General features: G+C 33.2%; 17 protein-coding genes. 13 read left to right on the forward strand and 4 right to left on the reverse strand.

The window, feature by feature from the left end; translation table 11 throughout:
- Nucleotides 1-273: 273 nt before the first annotated feature.
- The 5 genes from LC076_RS07825 (at nt 274) to LC076_RS07845 (ending at nt 4590) form a co-directional block, all read left to right on the forward strand.
- A complete protein-coding gene (locus LC076_RS07825) occupies nt 274-843 on the forward strand; it encodes a 5-formyltetrahydrofolate cyclo-ligase (RefSeq protein WP_226667434.1) in 570 nt (189 codons plus the stop codon).
- Nucleotides 836-1633, forward strand: coding sequence for a DUF92 domain-containing protein (locus LC076_RS07830; protein WP_226667724.1), 798 nt, complete (start codon nt 836-838; stop codon nt 1631-1633). The genes LC076_RS07825 and LC076_RS07830 overlap by 8 nt, the downstream gene beginning before the upstream one ends.
- 66 nt (nt 1634-1699) lie before the next feature.
- Nucleotides 1700-2632 carry an L-lactate dehydrogenase gene (locus tag LC076_RS07835; RefSeq protein WP_226667436.1) on the forward strand — a complete coding sequence of 311 codons (933 nt, stop codon included), beginning with the start codon at nt 1700-1702 and terminating at the stop codon, nt 2630-2632.
- A 50-nt stretch (nt 2633-2682) separates the two neighbouring features.
- Nucleotides 2683-2850, forward strand: a complete 168-nt coding sequence (locus tag LC076_RS07840) for a hypothetical protein (protein WP_226667437.1) — start codon at nt 2683-2685, stop codon at nt 2848-2850.
- Nucleotides 2851-3054: 204 nt separating this feature from the next.
- The gene (locus tag LC076_RS07845; RefSeq protein WP_226667438.1) at nt 3055-4590 is read left to right on the forward strand and encodes a rhomboid family intramembrane serine protease; all 1536 of its coding nucleotides are present in this window, start codon (nt 3055-3057) and stop codon (nt 4588-4590) included.
- Here the strand turns inward: LC076_RS07845 and LC076_RS07850 are convergent.
- On the reverse strand, nt 4580-5455 hold the full coding sequence (locus tag LC076_RS07850) for a hypothetical protein (protein ID WP_226667441.1): 876 nt from the start codon (nt 5453-5455) through the stop codon (nt 4580-4582). The two genes, LC076_RS07845 and LC076_RS07850, sit on opposite strands and share 11 nt — an antisense overlap.
- Before the next feature lie 169 nt (nt 5456-5624).
- Between LC076_RS07850 and LC076_RS07855 the strand changes: the two genes are divergently transcribed.
- Complete coding sequence (locus tag LC076_RS07855; protein WP_226667442.1) at nt 5625-7088, forward strand: spore germination protein; 1464 nt, start codon at nt 5625-5627, stop codon at nt 7086-7088.
- 648 nt (nt 7089-7736) lie between these two features.
- On the opposite strand, the gene LC076_RS07860 is transcribed toward LC076_RS07855, so the two are convergent.
- Nucleotides 7737-9167 carry a carbon starvation protein A gene (locus LC076_RS07860; protein WP_226667443.1) on the reverse strand — a complete coding sequence of 477 codons (1431 nt, stop codon included), beginning with the start codon at nt 9165-9167 and terminating at the stop codon, nt 7737-7739.
- Nucleotides 9168-9505: 338 nt separating this feature from the next.
- On the opposite strand from LC076_RS07860, the gene LC076_RS07865 reads away from it, so the two are divergent.
- The 6 genes from LC076_RS07865 to LC076_RS07890 all read left to right on the forward strand — a co-directional run bounded on the left by LC076_RS07865 (nt 9506) and on the right by LC076_RS07890 (nt 16541).
- Complete coding sequence (locus LC076_RS07865; RefSeq protein WP_226667444.1) at nt 9506-9700, forward strand: YqgQ family protein; 195 nt, start codon at nt 9506-9508, stop codon at nt 9698-9700.
- A 113-nt stretch (nt 9701-9813) separates the two neighbouring features.
- Complete coding sequence (locus tag LC076_RS07870; protein WP_226667446.1) at nt 9814-10770, forward strand: ROK family glucokinase; 957 nt, start codon at nt 9814-9816, stop codon at nt 10768-10770.
- Nucleotides 10771-11312: 542 nt separating this feature from the next.
- Complete coding sequence (locus LC076_RS07875) at nt 11313-13223, forward strand: LTA synthase family protein (RefSeq protein ID WP_226667447.1); 1911 nt, start codon at nt 11313-11315, stop codon at nt 13221-13223.
- Nucleotides 13224-13473: 250 nt separating this feature from the next.
- Complete coding sequence (locus LC076_RS07880; RefSeq protein WP_226667448.1) at nt 13474-14568, forward strand: M14 family metallocarboxypeptidase; 1095 nt, start codon at nt 13474-13476, stop codon at nt 14566-14568.
- A 512-nt stretch (nt 14569-15080) separates the two neighbouring features.
- Complete coding sequence (locus LC076_RS07885) at nt 15081-16196, forward strand: hypothetical protein (RefSeq protein ID WP_413465963.1); 1116 nt, start codon at nt 15081-15083, stop codon at nt 16194-16196.
- Between the two features lie 21 nt (nt 16197-16217).
- Nucleotides 16218-16541 (forward strand): MTH1187 family thiamine-binding protein, encoded by a 324-nt coding sequence (locus tag LC076_RS07890; RefSeq protein WP_226667450.1) that lies wholly within the window; start codon nt 16218-16220, stop codon nt 16539-16541.
- Between the two features lie 245 nt (nt 16542-16786).
- On the opposite strand, the gene LC076_RS07895 is transcribed toward LC076_RS07890, so the two are convergent.
- Nucleotides 16787-16960 carry a DUF2759 domain-containing protein gene (locus tag LC076_RS07895; RefSeq protein WP_146946436.1) on the reverse strand — a complete coding sequence of 58 codons (174 nt, stop codon included), beginning with the start codon at nt 16958-16960 and terminating at the stop codon, nt 16787-16789.
- Between the two features lie 269 nt (nt 16961-17229).
- Between LC076_RS07895 and LC076_RS07900 the strand changes: the two genes are divergently transcribed.
- The gene (locus LC076_RS07900; RefSeq protein ID WP_226667451.1) at nt 17230-17862 is read left to right on the forward strand and encodes an MBL fold metallo-hydrolase; all 633 of its coding nucleotides are present in this window, start codon (nt 17230-17232) and stop codon (nt 17860-17862) included.
- A 57-nt stretch (nt 17863-17919) separates the two neighbouring features.
- On the opposite strand, the gene LC076_RS07905 is transcribed toward LC076_RS07900, so the two are convergent.
- Nucleotides 17920-18168 (reverse strand): DUF2626 domain-containing protein, encoded by a 249-nt coding sequence (locus tag LC076_RS07905; protein ID WP_098799530.1) that lies wholly within the window; start codon nt 18166-18168, stop codon nt 17920-17922.
- Between the last annotated feature and the right edge of the window lie 179 nt (nt 18169-18347).

An 18347-nucleotide genomic window follows, 5' to 3' on the forward strand; every position in this document is an offset into this window, starting at 1 on the left:
GTACGTAATTCCTTTTTACCTTCCACGTGAATCTAGCCTCCTTTTATATTATCTATTATATAAGGATAAATTAGGTAAAATCATTTTTCTTTAAAAACCTTCTTTGTTTCCTAGTAATAGCAGCCTTCTTAGTCATTTCAGATATGTATCTCAAATCTCCTCTCCACTTAACAACTGCCATACAAGCTTACAACTTAACAGTTTTTTATAGAAAAATGATTTTACCTAATTTATCCTTATATAATAGATAATATAAAAGGAGGCTAGATTCACGTGGAAGGTAAAAAGGAATTACGTACATACATAAAAACGTTGCTTAATGAAATGAGTGATAACACTTATAGGACTTTTTCTGAAAACATAAGTAAGAACTTACAATCATTACTATTGTGGAAACAAGCAAACACGATCGCCATTACGATTTCTAGAGGAAGAGAGGTAGATACTAAATCAATTATTTTAAAAGCATGGAAAGAAAATAAAAAGATTGTCATCCCCAAATGTAATCCTCAAACGAAAGAAATGGTTTTTCATCATATAGAATCTTTTGACCAATTAGAAGAAGTTTATTTCGGACTTATGGAACCAAAAATAGCGGAAACTGCTGTTGTTAGACCTGAAGAAATTGATCTATTAATAGTTCCAGGTATTTGTTTTGATTCAAAAGGTTTTCGAATTGGGTATGGTGGAGGGTATTATGATCGCTATTTAGTTAATTTTACTAAGCCTGCGATTTCTTTAGCCTTTTCCTGTCAACTTGTCAATCATATACCAAAAGAAGCTCATGATATTCCAGTAACGAAGATTTTAACAGAACACGAGGTTATCACCTGTGATGTTTAGTTTATTCAATTTATTTGTGATTATTTTTATTTTCTTCGTATCGTACTCTGCTTGGAAATCAAAGTCTTTAAACTTGAGCGGATCAATTGGAGCTGTTGTTGTTGGTCTTTCCATTTATATTGGATTTTCGTGGGAAGGACTTGTTATACTAGGATGTTTTTTTGGGAGTTCTAGCTATGTAAGTAAGTATAAAGCAAAGCTAAAATCAAGTATTTTGAATATTATAGAAAAAGGCGAACAACGAGATATTTTTCAAGTAGCGGCTAATGGAGGGGTTGCTGCCTTAATGGGAATATCCACATTACTTTTTCCTAGCTATCATGAAGTTTTTCTCATAGGTTTTTGTGTATCGCTAGCTTCAGCTACATCAGACACATGGGCTTCAGAGGTTGGTACATTAAGTAGTAGGGACCCAAGAATGTTATTTACTTTAAGAAGAGTTCCTAAGGGTACATCAGGTGCTATATCAAGTCTAGGTACGTTTGCCGGCTTAATAGGCGCCATTTTCATTAGTATATTTTCAGTGTTGCTTTTTTCTATGTCAGCTTATTTGATTTTCTTTATAACATGCATGGGTTTTCTAGGAAATATTTTCGATACGATCTTAGGTCAAACAATACAAAATAAATATTATTGTCCTCTTTGTAAAAAAATAACGGAAAAACAGATTCACTGTTTTACAAAAGGAGAAAAAATAAACAAATACAGTTTTCTTAACAATGATTCTGTTAATTTTTTATCCATTGCCTTTACCACAATTTTCGCAATACTTATTTCACTTTATATTTAATGATTTTATCATATTGGACCAATATGAATTGTAAACAAAATTGCGTTTAAGAAAGGGTGAGATGTAATGGCTGTTCATGTTAATCGTGTGGCACTTATCGGAACTGGTTTTGTAGGATCAAGTTATGCATTTGCTTTATTAAATCAAGGTGTAACAGAAGAATTGGTTTTAATAGATCTTAACAAGGAAAAGTCCGAGGGAGATGCAATGGATCTTAACCATGGTTTAGCCTTCGCTCCAACAAGAACAAAAATATGGTATGGAGATTATACCGATTGTAAGAAAGCCGACATTGTTGTATTGTGTGCAGGTGCCAATCAAAAGCCAGGAGAAACTCGATTAGATTTAGTCGCAAAAAATTTAAGGATTTTCAAATCAATTGTCGAAAGCGTAATGGAATCTGGATTTGATGGAATATTTATCGTCGCGACAAATCCAGTGGACATACTTTCTTATGCTGTTTGGAAGTATTCTAACTTACCACAAAGTCGAATTATTGGTTCAGGGACGATTTTGGATACAGCCAGGTTTCGATATTTATTAGGAGAGCATTTTGAAGTTGATACACGTAATGTTCATGCCTATATAATTGGTGAACATGGTGATACAGAATTACCTGTATGGAGTCATGCCGATATTGGAGGAAATCCAATAATGGAAACAAGTGGTATTGAAAAAGCTAAACTCGATGAGATCTTTGTTAATGTAAGAGATGCAGCGTATCATATAATCGAACGGAAAGGTGCAACGTATTATGGAATTGCAATGGGGTTAGTGCGTCTTACAAAAGCAATTCTTCATAATGAAAGTTCAATTTTAACCGTTTCTTGTTATCTTGATGGTGAATATGGAGAAACTGACCTTTATATCGGTGTACCTGCTGTTGTAGGCAGTGAAGGAATTAAAAAAGTGGTAGAACTAAACTTAAATGAAACAGAAAAACAACAATTTGCTTCATCTGCTAGTGTATTAAAACAAACAATGCAGCCATTTTTTTAAAGGATAAAATTTCGCTTTCCTACTAAAACTAGGAGTAGGAGGGATGAAAAATGAGACGATTAATTATGCTTGCTGCTGGATCTTTTGCTTTGTACCGTTATCGTTATCGAATTGTTAATTATGTACTAGGTCATCCAGAATTACGTAGATTTTTTATTCAATTATCAATGAGGATCCCATTTATTAGAGATCGCTTTGTAAACAGAGCTTTTCATTAATAAAGACATTAAAAGAGCTGACTATAAATTATGTCAGCTTTTTTCTATCTCTGTATAACCTAGTTGTTTAATTGTTTGGGTGATCGAGACCAGTTTTCACGTTTACTTCAGGTGATCACCATTTGTCGCTTTTCATAATGCTTTTTTCTTCCTTTTTATTTTAACTACTTGATATAATAAACAAAAATGGGTCGGAGAGATTATATGGATATTGAACAGGATTATTTTTATTGGTCATTAATAGAGCAGCTTGTTATAGAGCAAAAATATACCATTTTAGGGTTATCACAAGATGGAAATGAAATCTTATTAGAACCGGTACGAAATAAACAATTTTCAATTGTGAGGCTAAGAAGGATGGATGTTGATTGGGGGAACTCCCTTTCAATTGATATTGAAAAAGCAGGACAAAAATTTCAGAGTCTTCTAAATCAAGGTGTTAGAACACCACTTACTATTGCAAATATCTATGTTTCAACTTTACCTCCTGTTGACGACTATCCAGATGCATTTGAAAATGGGTATACAATAGGCAAAAAGGGAGCTATTAATATCACATCTCTTCTATTGGTAAAGGATGAAAAAGACAATGGACTTAAAAGGGTAGAGGAGTTATTAAATGTACCCCTTAAAGATCGTCTGGAAGGTAAAGAAACAACTGACAATGAAGATGTTCAGAAAATAAGAAATCGAGTTGTAGCATATCATAATGATCTACGTGAAGAGGAACGTAAACTTTTTCAAAATGGGAAGCCTTTTTTTACATATATTTTTCTGATTATCCAAATTTTTATGTTTTTACTTCTCGAGTTTTATGGAGGAAGTGAAGATACAGAAACATTAATTCAATTTGGTGCAAAATTTAATCCGTATATTTATGAAGGTGAATGGTGGAGGTTTATAACTCCTATCGTATTACATATTGGGTTTTTCCATTTATTGATGAATAGTTTTGCTTTGTATTACATTGGTCCAGCAGTTGAAAGAGCTTACGGATCTGCCAGATTTTTGTTTATTTACCTTATTGCAGGTATTTCAGGTTCCATAGCAAGCTTTGCGTTTAGTCCGTTTGTATCAGCTGGAGCTTCTGGTGCTATTTTTGGTTGTTTTGGTGCTTTGCTGTATATTGGTATTCATAACAGAAAAGCCTTTTTAAGAACGATGGGGCCCAATCTATTTGTCATTATAGGAATTAATCTAGCACTGGGCTTTGTTATTCCAAACATCGACAATGCTGGTCATATTGGTGGATTAGTTGGTGGATTTTTAGCAGCTCTTATCGTCCAAATTCCACAAAAAAAACAGCGATTACTTAGTATCGCTGGAGTAATAGTAGCTATTGGTTTATTGTATGGGTTATATCAATATGGTATGAATGAAACCGAAAATCAATCTCCACAGTATACTTTATTAAAAGCTCAAGAGCTCATTAAAGCATATGAATATGAAGAAGCTTATACTTATTTAACTCAAGCCATACAGGAAGGAAATAGTTCACCGAACATCTTATTTACCTTATCTGTAGTTGAGATAGAGCTTGGTGAATATGATCAAGCGATAAAACATTTAGAGGAAATAACATCGAAAGACGACACATTTCATCAAGCACATTATAACTTAGCCATACTTTATGCAAATGAAGGGAATTTAGATCTTGCTTTAGAAAAAGTAAATCAGGCTCTTCAATATGATTCAACAAATGAACAATACAATCAACTAAAACAGAAGCTTATTCAGTAAACTCAATTCTTTGAATAAATTTAAATGGTTTTCCTTGTTCAGTTTGGGTAAGAACAATAATATGTGACGAATTTTTCGCGAGTAAGATCAGAGGCATGGTGCTACCTTTAGCTGGGTACACTTTGCCTTCTTTAGATTTTAAGCCTAAAAAATAATTCTTATATAACCCTTCCCATAAACTTCCGATGACTTCTTGTGTTTTAGCTTTTGACAGTCCTAATAGTGGAGAAGTGTTATATCTTATTAAATCGATTAGTGGTATAGCTTCATATTCATTACGTTCAATTTTATAATGATCGATTAATTGATTCCAGTTATATTCTAAATGTTGTTCAGTAACTTTATCTAATATCCCCTTCCATTCTTCCTCTTCTTTCGTCTGCGGTTTTTTGAAAGAAAAAAGCTCAGTGAACTCTGAGTCAATGACGTATAAATGATCACTAGTCATAAATTGCGTGCTTCGTATCAAATCATTATTTAAGTGGATTTCACCATAATGGAGACTGATGGATTGAAAATGACTACTATCTTCTCCTGTAACTTTTTTAAATTGAGCGAGCTTTTGACTTTGATCTTCCCATTCTGACAGTGTATCTATTAATTTTCCATCTGAAAATAAAAGGGATATATCTTGCCTTAAATAAATTTCCTTATCTGTGTATGAATGTACGTCCCATTCTATCATGTACTCATCATCATCCTTATTTCCAACGAGTTCTAATGAAGTAGCGGCTTTTTCAAAAGAAACTGATTCATCTATTGGGAAAAAGATGATACTTTCTCTTGCTGCATTACCATGGTAAAAGTAAAAAATTGCAGATGTGATAAAAGCAAAAATGATAATAAATAGCGATTTTTTTTTCATCAATAATCAACTCCGAGATAGGACAGGTTGCTAGAGTTTATGATGTTACGCTTGTATTTATGAATATAAGTGTGAATTTGTCATTGAAAATATAAAAATATACAGGTATGTTTTACCATTTATACGTCAATGATGAATACCAAATCGTTATGCGAAATGGAGTAATCTTATGACGGAAAAGAACGAGAAAAAACCAGTATCAAAAAATTTCGAAGAAAATATTACTTATTTAAATGAACGATTAGGTGTAAAGAAAAGCTTTGATGTCATTCAATTAGATGTAGAATATGCGAACCGAAATATGGCATTATTCATGGTTGATGGATTTGTGAAAGATGATATTCTTCACTATCTAATGAAGTACTTATCAGAGCTTACTCCTGAACAGATAGAAGAAAACACCTTGGAAAAACTACTAAAAACATATATTCCTTATGTTGAAATTGATAAAACGAATGACTTAAATATGGTTGTGCAAACTGTGTTAGCAGGACCAACAGCACTTGTGATTGATGGTATTGATGAGATTATCTTGATAGATGCTCGTACATATCCCGTAAGAGGACCTCAGGAGCCTGATATGGAGCGTGTTGTGCGTGGATCAAGGGATGGTTATGTTGAGACGATTGTTTTCAATACAGCGCTAACTAGAAGGCGAATAAGAGACAGATCACTACGCATGGAGTATTTGCAAATCGGAAGGCGTTCAAAAACAGATGTTGTTGTTTGTTATTTAGAGGATATCGCAGATTTATCACATGTGGAAGATTTGAAAAAGTCACTTGAAGCAATTGATACAGATGGACTACCTATGGGAGAGAAAACAGTTGAGGAATTTATCTCAGGTCGTCACTATAATCCATATCCAACTGTTCGATATACCGAGAGACCTGATACTGCTGCTGCCCATTTATATGAAGGTCATGTTATCGTTTTTGTTGATGGATCACCAAGCGCATTGATCACACCTACAACTTTTTGGCATCATCTACAGCATGCAGAGGAATATCGAAATAAGCCAATTGTTGGTGCTTATTTAAGATTTGTAAGATTCATTGCTGTTTGGGCTTCTTTATTTATTCTCCCATTTTGGTTTTTGTTAGCTCAAAACCCAGAACTTTTACCACCAGGATTAGAATTTATAGGAATAGAAGATCATGGACATATTCCTCTGCTTATTCAGTTTCTATTAATTGAACTTGGTATTGATGTCCTAAGGATGGCCGCCATACATACACCTTCTTCCTTAGCTACAGCTTTAGGTCTAGTCGCAGCACTCATGGTTGGTCAAGTTGCGGTAGAAGTTGGACTATTAACAAATGAAGTTATTTTATATTTGGCCATTGCGGCAATAGGAACATTTGCTACACCTAGCTATGAATTAGGTCTTGCTAATAGAATCTACCGAATCGTTTTATTGTTGTTTACAGCTTGGTTAGGTGTTATTGGTTTTGTCGTTGGAATTACAGGATGGATCATTATGCTTGCAAGAATGAAATCATTTAATGTTCCTTATTTATATCCGTTTATTCCATTTAACTTCAGAGCAATGCGTGATGTGTTATTAAGATCACCAATGCCATTAAAAAATCGCCGTCCAACCTTTTTACACCCGCAAGATCCAGATCGTTGAATGAAAGAAAGACCAGAATATTAATTGTTCTGGTCTTTTGTCTATGTAAAAAGTTTTTTCGAAAAACCAGATCATTTTATGCATAAAAATTCTACGAAGTAAAAAGCCTTTGTATATAACATCTAGTTATAATTTTCTGGAAAAATCCATTTGAGGCCATGGGAACACTGTTTTTACAGTGAATTAATGTTTAAACACCAAATTGAATTTGTCTTCCTGAGATTATTAAAAGTACTCTATCTACATTTACACTGTTGTCTTTCAGAATCTAAATAGAATGCTATTTGATTATCAATTCAAAACAGAAGTAATGCGCCAGGAATCTGGTTTTTTTTCTTCATTTTTTATTAAATACTAATTAGGTTGATTGTAACGAAAGGTGCGAGACTCCTGCGGGTGCAGCGGGACAGGTGAGATCCCACAGGCGCTTGCTCCGAGGAAGCTCACCGCCCGCCCCGCGGAAAGCGAGCAACCTGAAGTGGAAATCAACCCTTCGCACACTTATTATTATTATCCGTTAGAGATGAACTAATATAAAAGACCAGAGTATCACATGAAACATAATTTACTCTGGTCTTTTTATTAAAATATTCTTGTAAATAGTAAAAGTGAATTGACATCTAAAAGAACGCGAAAACAACCTTGTTATTAAGCTGCATGATCAAGCGGAATGGTTGTATTTTTATGTCTCTTAAGTTGATATAGAAACCAGGCTAATACAGAAACGAAAATGATTGCTCCGCAAATCATTGATGTTTCGTAGGATAAGTGAAATCCCTCAGGAGCATAGAAAATATATGAACCTGTTACTGCAGTCATAAATAATGCAGGTAAACTACAAATCCAGTGAAACTTTTTATTTTGCAACAAAAACATTGCCGCTGTCCAAAGCATCACAGTAGCAACTACTTGGTTTGTCCAACCAACATAACGCCAAAGGAAAGAGTAGTCCATTTGTGTTAATAAATAGGTTGGGATAACAACAGGAATTGTCATTAAGATTGTTTTCATCTTACTATCAAAATTTCCGAATTTACTTAATAACTCTACCAATATCATTCTAGATGATCTTAGAGCAGTATCACCTGTTGTGATTGGAAGAATAATCACACCAAGAATAGCAAGAATTCCGCCAAATTGACCTAAAGTTGTTTTGCTTATTTCATTTACAACACCTGCTGCCCCACCATTAGCTAATGCACCTTGTAATCCATCTGGTCCACCGAAGAATGTCATACCAGCTGCTGCCCAAATTAAAGCGATGATCCCTTCAGCCACCATTGCTCCAAAAAATACTTTTCTTCCATCACTTTCTTTTTTTAATGTTCTAGCCAAGATGGGGCTTTGAGTACTATGAAAGCCAGAGATCGCTCCACAAGATATTGTGACCATCAATAAAGGCCATATCGGTATTTCTCCAGGGTGTAAGTTTTCAAGAGTGATATTTGGAATGGAATGATCCATAAAAAATAAGGCAAAACCAATTGATACAGCCATAATAATTAAAACTAAACCAAAAATCGGATAAATTTTCCCAATTAGTTTATTTACAGGTAGAATAGCAGCTAATACAAAGTAAACAAAAATTAAAATTAATGATGCAGAGTAACTTAATGGTGTTAGTTCTTCAACTAATTGTGCTGGTCCTGCTGTAAAGGCAGCAGCTACAAGAATCATTAAAATAAGTGAAATAACATTGATAACCGATTTAACGTATTTACCTAAATATCTCCCAACAAGTGTAGGATATTGCTCACCACCATGTTTGAGTGAAAGCATTCCTGAAAAATAGTCATGAACAGCTCCAGCAAATAAGCAACCGATAACGATCCAAATAAAGGCAACTGGTCCATATAAAGCACCCAAGATTGCTCCAAATATTGGACCTAAACCTGCTATATTCAATAGTTGAATAAGAGAAGCCTTAATCCAACTCATTGGCATAAAATCTAAACCATCTGATTTAGAATATGCAGGGGTAATTCTTTGATCATCAATCCCAAATATGCGTTCTACAACCTTTGAATAAACAAAATAACCTACAATTAATATAAGTACTGATAGTAAAAATGTTGCCATATATTTGCTCCTCCTAAAACTTTCCTAATAAGTAATCCCTATTTTAAACGCGAAAGGAATGAAAAATCAATATATTTTTCGGAAAAAATAAATTATTCAGACAAATTTAGTATTTTCTTAATTGAATAGTATTAAAAGACAGTAGAATTAAGGGAGTTGTATTTTTATTTTTATATTAAAATATTTTAAACTTAATATTGAAATACTTATTTGTACTATATTTGAGGAATTTCTTAAACGTTTTCTTGACGCATTTTTCATTTTCTTTATACTTTATAGTAGAATGTAAAGTAAGATAGGCAAAAACAGCTATAGATATTGTGTAAGTAGGTGATCATATGAATTCAATTTATGATGTACAGCAGCTTTTAAAGAGATATGGAACGATTATTTACATAGGAGACAGAATTGCTGATTTAGAACTAATGGAAGATGAAGTAAAACAATTGTTTGAGTCAAAGATAATAGAACCAAAAGACTATCAAATGGCGATACTTTTGTTAAGACAAGAAGTTCAAAGATTGAAAGGTTAAGCGGTTAAACGAACTGTACAAGGCTTTATTACTGAATGAAATATCAGAGAAATAAATGCAAAATGAAAACGATTACGAGAAACATATATAATAGTAGGAAAAGGTGATTTTTTATGAACGAACAATGGTTAGTTGGAATTGATTTAGGTGGAACAACAATTAAGATGGCTTTTATTAACTATTATGGTGAAATGATAGAAAAGTGGGAAATACCTACTGATAAAACAGGTGAACACATCACAACAGATATCGCAAAAGCAATTGATGCAAAGCTTGATGAGTTAGGGTTACCTAAATCTAAACTGTCTGGTATTGGTATGGGGGCTCCAGGTCCTGTTGATTTAGAAAATGGACTGATTTATGAAACCCCAAATTTGGGTTGGGTAAATTATCCTTTACGTGCTCATTTAGAACTAGAAACAGGATTACGAGCTGTTGTTGATAATGATGCAAATATCGCAGCTCTCGGAGAGATGTGGAAAGGAGCTGGGGATGGTGCAAAAGATATTATATGTGTTACGCTCGGTACAGGTGTCGGAGGCGGACTCATTTCAAATGGTGAAGTAATACATGGTGTTAATGGCGCAGGAGGAGAAATTGGTCATATTACTGTTGTTCCTGAAGGTGGAGCACTTTGTGGTTGTGGAAAAACGGGATGTATTGAAACAATCGCGTCAGCAACTGGCATTGTAAGAATTGCAAAGGAAAAACTAGAATTAACTGATCAAGAAAGTATTCTTAAAAATTATCCAGAGTTAACTTCCAAAGATGTGTTTGATGCAGCAAATCAAGGAGATACTCTTGCAGAAGAAGTAATTGATTATGTCACTTTTCAATTAGGTTTAATGCTGGCAAATGTTTCTAACGGGTTAAACCCAGAAAAAATTGTTATAGGTGGAGGAGTTTCAAAAGCGGGGGATAAATTGATTACTAAAGTTGAACAAAACTTTAAACGATTTGCCTTCCCAAGAGTAGGTCAAGCAGCAACAATTACAATTGCTACACTTGGCAATGATGCTGGGGTCATCGGTGGAGCATGGTTAGCTAAAACAAAGTTAAATAATAACTAATAATGAATAACAATATATGAAAGGAGCATTCTACATGTTGAATGCTCCTTTTTTTATGTACTTAGTAGAACACTGGTTAAAATAACTACTTCTTTCTATTGATTAACAGATGTTCAGTTTATGTTTTATTTTCTGAATATTTTTACTTTAAATGAATTTGAAACTTTTTATCGTTTCATACGTCTAACAATAGGGAAGAAAGAATAAGCTTAACATTATAATTCTATCAGGCTATTGTAAGGAGAATGTTAAAAAGGATTGATTTTTTGTAAAAGAAGTATTAAGATATGATTTAGTTGTTCAATCACCAACCTAATAAATGGAAATTTATAGAGATAGGCTGTTTTCGTAAACTTTGCTGCTTTTTTAACTAAACTGAAGTAAACAATACTGTATAAAGCATTGAGGTATCTTTTCTTCATAGATTAGTACCTAAAACAATGTTCTTACTTCATATTTAGAGCAAGTGGCAACATTCTTACAGAAGAGAGCCAGAGATAAAAGGAAAGTGTATTTGTCCCAAGGGATGAGGAGGTAAATTAATGCGTAAGAAATCATTTTCGAAAATATCGTTTTTACTTATAGCAACTTTACTACTATGGCTAAAAACATATATAGTCTATAAAACTAGTTTTGATATAAAAATTGAAAATTTCACTCAAGAATTTATTTTATTCATTAACCCGTTAAGCTTTTTATTACTGATTTTTGGTGTAGGGCTTTTCATGAAAGAAAAAAATCGAAACCGTTATATATTTGGAGCTAGTATTTTTGTTACAGTTCTTTTAATATCTAACATGGTATTTTATCGCTTTTTTAATGACTTTTTAACAATCCCTGTTTTATTTCAGACAAGCAATATGGGGGATTTAGGAAGTAGTATCACAAGTTTATTTTTACCGACTGATTTGTTAATGTTTGTTGACTTAGGAATTTTATATTGGTTACTTAAAAAGCCAACATTCCGTGCAACAACAGTATTAACGAGAAAAGAAAAATCTGCATACTTCTTATTAGTAGCGGCTGTATTTTTCTTTAATTTAGGATTAGCTGAAACAGAACGTCCACAATTATTAACTCGTTCTTTTGATCGTGAGATGTTAGTTAAGAACATTAGTGTTTACAACTTCCATATCTATGATGCATTCTTACAATCTAAAACTTCTGCACAACGAGCACTAGCAGATAGCGATAATTTAACAGAAATTGAAAACTATGTTAATGCGAATCGCAAAGTCTCAGAAGAAGATTTAAAAGGTATTGCAGAAGGACGAAATGTGATTTTACTGTCACTTGAATCATTACAAAGCTTTGTAATTAATGAAAAATTAAATGGTGAGGAAATAACACCATATTTAAATGATTTAATCAATGAAAGTTATTATTTTGAAAACTTCTACCACCAAACTGGTCAAGGAAAAACATCTGATTCAGAGTTCATAGTTGATAATTCATTATATCCACTTGGACGTGGTGCAGTTTTCTTTACAAATAGCAATAATGAATACCATGCTACACCAGAAATTTTAAAAAATTACGGATACTACAGCACAGTTTTCCATGCTAACAACAAGAGCTTCTGGAACCGTGATTTAATTTATCAAACATTTGGTTATGATCGCTTCTTTGATGTGAATGATTATGAAGTAACAGAAGAAAACTCTATTGGTTGGGGTTTGAAGGATATAGATTTCTTTGAACAGTCTGTTCAACATATGGACAATTTACCACAGCCTTTTTATACTAGATTAATTACATTAACAAATCACTTCCCATTTGAACTTTCGGAAGAAGATCGCTTTATAGATGAATTTGATTCAAATAGTAAAACACTTAATCAATATATACCAACAGTTCGATATATGGATGAAGGTGTGAAACGTTTTGTTGAATCATTAAAAGAAACAGATGTTTATGAGAATTCAATTATCATTTTATATGGTGATCATTATGGAATTTCTGAGAACCATAATGTGGCAATGGCTAAGTTTTTAGGAAAAGAAGAGCTTACACCATTTGATGTTGTTCAATTACAACGTGTTCCATTTATTGTTCATATTCCAGGTGTAACTGATAAAAATCCACAAACAATCTCAAAAGTTTCAGGTCAAATTGATATTCGTCCAACGATCATGAGTTTACTTGGAATCGATACAAGCGAACAAATTCAATTTGGTACAGATGTTTTCTCTGATGATAAACTGTCGTTTACTGTATTAAGAGATGGTAGCTTTATTACTGAAAACAATGTTTATACAAGAGGGATCTGTTATGATAAAGAAACAGGTCAACCTGCAGATCAAGCAATTTGTGATCCATATATGGAAAAAGCAAAACAAGAGTTAAATTACTCTGACGAGATCATTTACGGTGACTTATTACGTTTTTACCAAGAAAATGCTGAAGCAGAAACTGAAACAGAAGCAACCGAAAAAGCTGAAAAAAACAAATAATTAGCAAATAAGGCTGACTTATGTAAGTATCTTCCGCAATAGTCGTGGAAAATCTTACGAGTCAGCCTTTTTATTTACGCATGGATGATACTTTTGCTTTTAAATAACCACTTGGATTTAACAAGTACTGTAAGTGTGAAAAATATAAACTCACAAGTAAAAATGTTTATGGAAAACCATATGAACATAACAACAATTTATCAATTGTTTCATAAGCTATAAGTAAAATAGGCTAATGGGGGTTAAATTGATGTTTGTTCGAGTTAAAAAGGCAATACCCTTAAAAGAACTCGCAAATCATTTAAAGCTTAATGAGCAACTTCTTGTTGACAGCAATAGAGATAAACGAAATAGAACCATTGATGAAAATGAGATCATTTGTATACCTGATGCTTGGAAAAAATATATACAAAACAATTTGTTTGTTGATTGTGAAGTTAATCAAACTAAAAGTTCCGAATTAACGACTAAGAAGCCGTATAATTCCGTTACTTTAGAACAAGATATTGAAAAATTACAGTTACAGTATCCTTTTATTAATAAACAAGTGATTGGATATAGTGTTTTAAATACACCTATTTATGAATTAACAATTGGTCATGGTAAAAAGAAGATTCATATGAACGGATCTTTTCATGCGAATGAATGGATCACAACAAGTGTCATTATGCATTGGTTTCAAAATTATTTAGAGGCATTAGTAAATGATCATGATTTAGATGGTCAATCATGTATAGATCTTTATAACGATACAAAGTTATCGTTAGTTCCAATGGTCAATCCAGATGGAGTTGATCTTGTGTTAAATGGGCTACCAGATCATATTGAATATGAGCCCTCTTTATTACAAATGAATGATCTTAGTATTGATTTTTCCCAGTGGAAAGCTAATATTAGAGGAATTGATTTAAATAATCAGTATCCTGTAAAATGGGAGATAGAAAAGGCACGTAAGCTTCCAAAAGCACCAGCACCACGTGATTACCCTGGTGATGCACCATTAACAGAGCCTGAAGCGATTGCGTTAGCTGAACTTGTTAAAAGAAGCCAATTTGATCGAGTACTTGCTTTTCATACCCAAGGGGAAGAGATCTACTGGGGATATCTAAGAAAAGAACCAGTAGAAGCGGAAGAAATCGTTAAAGAATTTAATAAACTTAGCGGATATAAGGCAGTGCGAGATATTGATAGTCATGCTGGTTTTCGTGATTGGTTTGTTAATGATTGGAGAAGGTCAGGTTTTACGATTGAATTGGGTATAGGTACAAATCCATTACCATTTTCACAATTTGATGAGATCTATCGCAAAAGCAAAGGAATATTTCTTGCGGCGTTATACATGTAATGATGTTTGAAGTGGCTGGGACATAAGTATTAAAGCTAATGATAAACCCGAATTATTAGGTGGGATATCAATTAATCATTCGCCTAATAGTTCGGGTTTTTATTTGCTGTTATCAATAGTTTTTTGATTTTGCGTAATAATTCTAACAACTAGTGGAATGGAGCGGAAGTCACTCGACTCCTACGGGAATTGAGGAAAGGCTGAGACCCCGCAGGCATGCCGAGGAGGCTCAGCTTCCTCCCCGTGGAAAGAGAGTGGCTGCAGCGCAATGGAACGAACTTGTTTCTGTCAGCTTAACTGAATTTAGATTTATGCGTCTTTTTGTATGACTTATATAATTATATCCCAGCCTCTTCTTAAAAATTTAGTCATATTTGAGTGTTTTTTTATAATATAGAAAAAAGAGAGTGAAAGTTGGAACATTTTCAAACGTTAATCGTATGATTAGTAACACTCATTTTTACGAATGATAATAATAGATCTAAAAAAGGCAAGGGGTGAATATGAAGTTGATGAGATTAACTAAATGTATAAATGTGTTTATGTTAATCATACTACTTGGATCAGGCTGTAAACCATCTCATCAACAAGACAATAAAGAGCTATCATCTATGAGGAAGCTTCCACTTCATAAAAAAGAAGCTACACATCAATTTTTTGGAGAAACTGAAGTTACACCGCTACAAATAAATGAAGCCTTATTTCATTCTGTTGCTGATTGGAAAGATGATGAAACAGTTTTATATGTGACAAACAATGCTCAAGGGTCTGAAGTGCATACATATAACATCTTTACTGGTGAAACAACACAATTCTATAAATCTGAATTTCCGATTTTACAAGTAGAAGCAAATGAAGAGCAAACTATGTTTCTTATCCATACAAGCCCATCAAACTATGAAGCTGAATTGGTGATCGTTAATGATGAGGCAGACATGTTGTATTCAACAAGAGTCGAGTCCTTTGAACTAAACTTTATATGGAATCACACAAAAACAGATCAGCTTTTTATATCAAGCTTTAAGGAAGATTGGACGTATGATACTTATGTTTTAAATGTTCTTGATAAAAAAATCGTTAAAAATCAAATTAATCAACCTTTCATACAATGGCTAAATGACCACCAAGTTACATACTTAAAATGGGATCAAGAGGAACCTTCGTTAACTGCACCACTTTATGTGTATAATATGGAAAAAAAATCAGAATCATTACATGTAGAAAATGTTGTTGCAAATACAAATTTTTCGAAAATGATCTCAACAATTGAGCTTTTTAATTCTGATGGTGATGCTAAAGTGGCTTTCTACGACAGTAATAATTTGAAGAAAATAAGTGAAATGAGTACTCGGTTAGTATCACTTTACTCTGATTGGTCAGTACCCTATCTTGATATGGATGAAAAGAATGGCATTTTTTATATGTTAGAAGTAAATGAAGCAAAAACAGCGTTCTCACTGGTGAGCTTCTCTACACTAACAGAAGAGAAAAAGGTGTTGTTAAACTCAATTGAAAATCTACCGATTAAACTATCTCCAAGTGGGGAATATGTATTATACGGTGCTAGATTAGAGCAGCTTATTGATGTAAATAAAGTAACGATGAAAGAATTGATTACTTTTAATTAGGATTAGAAAGGGATGAGATAAATGGCAATAGTAGACATTACAGTTATTCCATTAGGAACAAGTAGCCCAAGTGTAAGTGAGTATGTTGTAGATATTCAACATATCCTAAAAAATTATGAAATAGAAGGAAAAATTAAATATCAGCTTACCCCTATGAATACAATTATTGAAGGGGAATTACATACGCTGTTAGAAGTGATTGAAAGCATTCATGAAGCTCCATTTAGTAAAGGTGTTCAGCGAGTTGCTACAAACATAAGAATTGATGATCGTCGTGATAAAAAGTCAACGATGGAAGGTAAGCTTGAAAGTGTTCATAAACAAATTCAAGATGAAGATCAATAATAAAAACCAGAAAACTCTCTTAGGTATTAATTTCTAAGAGGGTTTTTTATTTCAGAGAATTAATTTTTGAAAACAGATAGGGTGTTATGAGGCACTAGACGGCTCAGATGCCTCCTCGGTGCTTTTCAGGTCGGTTATTTGTATCAATCTTTAACTTGGAGTGAGTACGGGTTATAAAGAGTTTATAAAATAAATGAAGGCCTTCACCGTTAAGAATGGTAAAGGCCTTCTGTTTGTATTTAGATTTAGTGAGCAGTTGGAAAGCCATGATGGATGACAGTCATTACTGCAAACCATCCAAAAACGACGAATGTACCGAATGCAAAAAATGCACCAAGAAGATTCTTATCCTTAAGTGAACGGATAAATCCAAAAATCCCAAGTATGGTTACAAGTGCAAAAATAACTACTAAGCCCATTATAAAAGCCCCCTTACTATATGTAGATCATTTTTCATTGTATCAATTAATAAGGTATACAAGATACAAAACAAGTCCTTCTAATATTTTAATCGGTTTCATGACGTTTGTCGAGTTTATTTTCTACTTAAGTAGACAGGAACGAAAAGTAAAAAGTATTCTCTTTTATTCTTATTATACCCATTTTAAACATTTGTAAAGAATGTCGTTAAAGAAGACAATAGTGTAAAATAGAAGATACACGTGAAAATATGGAGGGAAGAAAACAAATGGCATGGAGACAATTACCATTAGGTCCACTGCAAACAAATTGTTATATCTATTCGAACGATAAGAAAGAGTGTTTAATTATAGATCCTGGTGGTGATGCAAACAAGCTTATAGGAATTTTACAACAACAACACATAAAACCATTAGCCGTATTATTAACACACGCTCATTTTGATCATATAGGTGCTGTAGATGATGTTCGTAATAAGTGGGGAATTCCTGTTTATGTACATAGTAAAGAAAAACATTGGCTTACAGATCCATCTTTAAATGGTTCACAATTTTTCATGGCTGGTGCTATAAAAGTAGCAGACGCAGATGAAATAATAAAGAGTGAAGGTATTCTTACTATTGGAGATTTTTCACTAGAAATATTTGAAACCCCTGGTCATTCACCTGGCAGTGTTTCGTATTATTCGTCTGAAGAAGGAGTTGTTTTCTCAGGAGATGCTTTATTTGCAGGAAGTATCGGCAGAACAGACTTACCTGGAGGAAATCACGATCAATTAATCAAAAGTATTCATGATAAATTATTAACACTTCCAGAAGATACGATTGTTTTGTCTGGACATGGTCATGAAACAACTATTGAACAAGAAATGGAAAGTAATCCTTTTCTAAATGGATTTTAAGATAAGAAAAAATAAAAAACAGGCAGCCTTTTAAAAGGCTACCTGTTTTTTTGGGAATTAATGTCCCATGTTATGCCCTGGAATCATCATGAATGTTGTCCAATACGTAAATCCGACGAAGAAAATTGTTAAGTAAGCACCAAAAATATAGATGTACATGCGTTCGGATAATTTTAAGTAAGATAAGAAGACAAAAAATCCAGTTTGTCCGAAAAATAGTAAGGAAGTTGTCTTCATATCACCAAGGTAGAACATAACAGCGAAGATTCCTGTCCAGAATCCTAATACTCGGAACATACGATCCATATGTATCCCTCCTTTGTTGACTTTGCCTCAAGCTCTTCTTGTTTACATGAACAATCAAGCTATAAAGTTGTAATTAATACTGAAAAAGATAAATTCATAATGATAGCTTTTGACAAAAAGTTATTTGACATACAAGACATCACTCTAATTATTATAATGTACCCTTTATATAATTGTAA

The sequence above is a fragment of the Metabacillus litoralis genome (assembly GCF_020524045.1).
Taxonomy (GTDB): Bacteria; Bacillota; Bacilli; order Bacillales; family Bacillaceae; genus Metabacillus; species Metabacillus litoralis_C.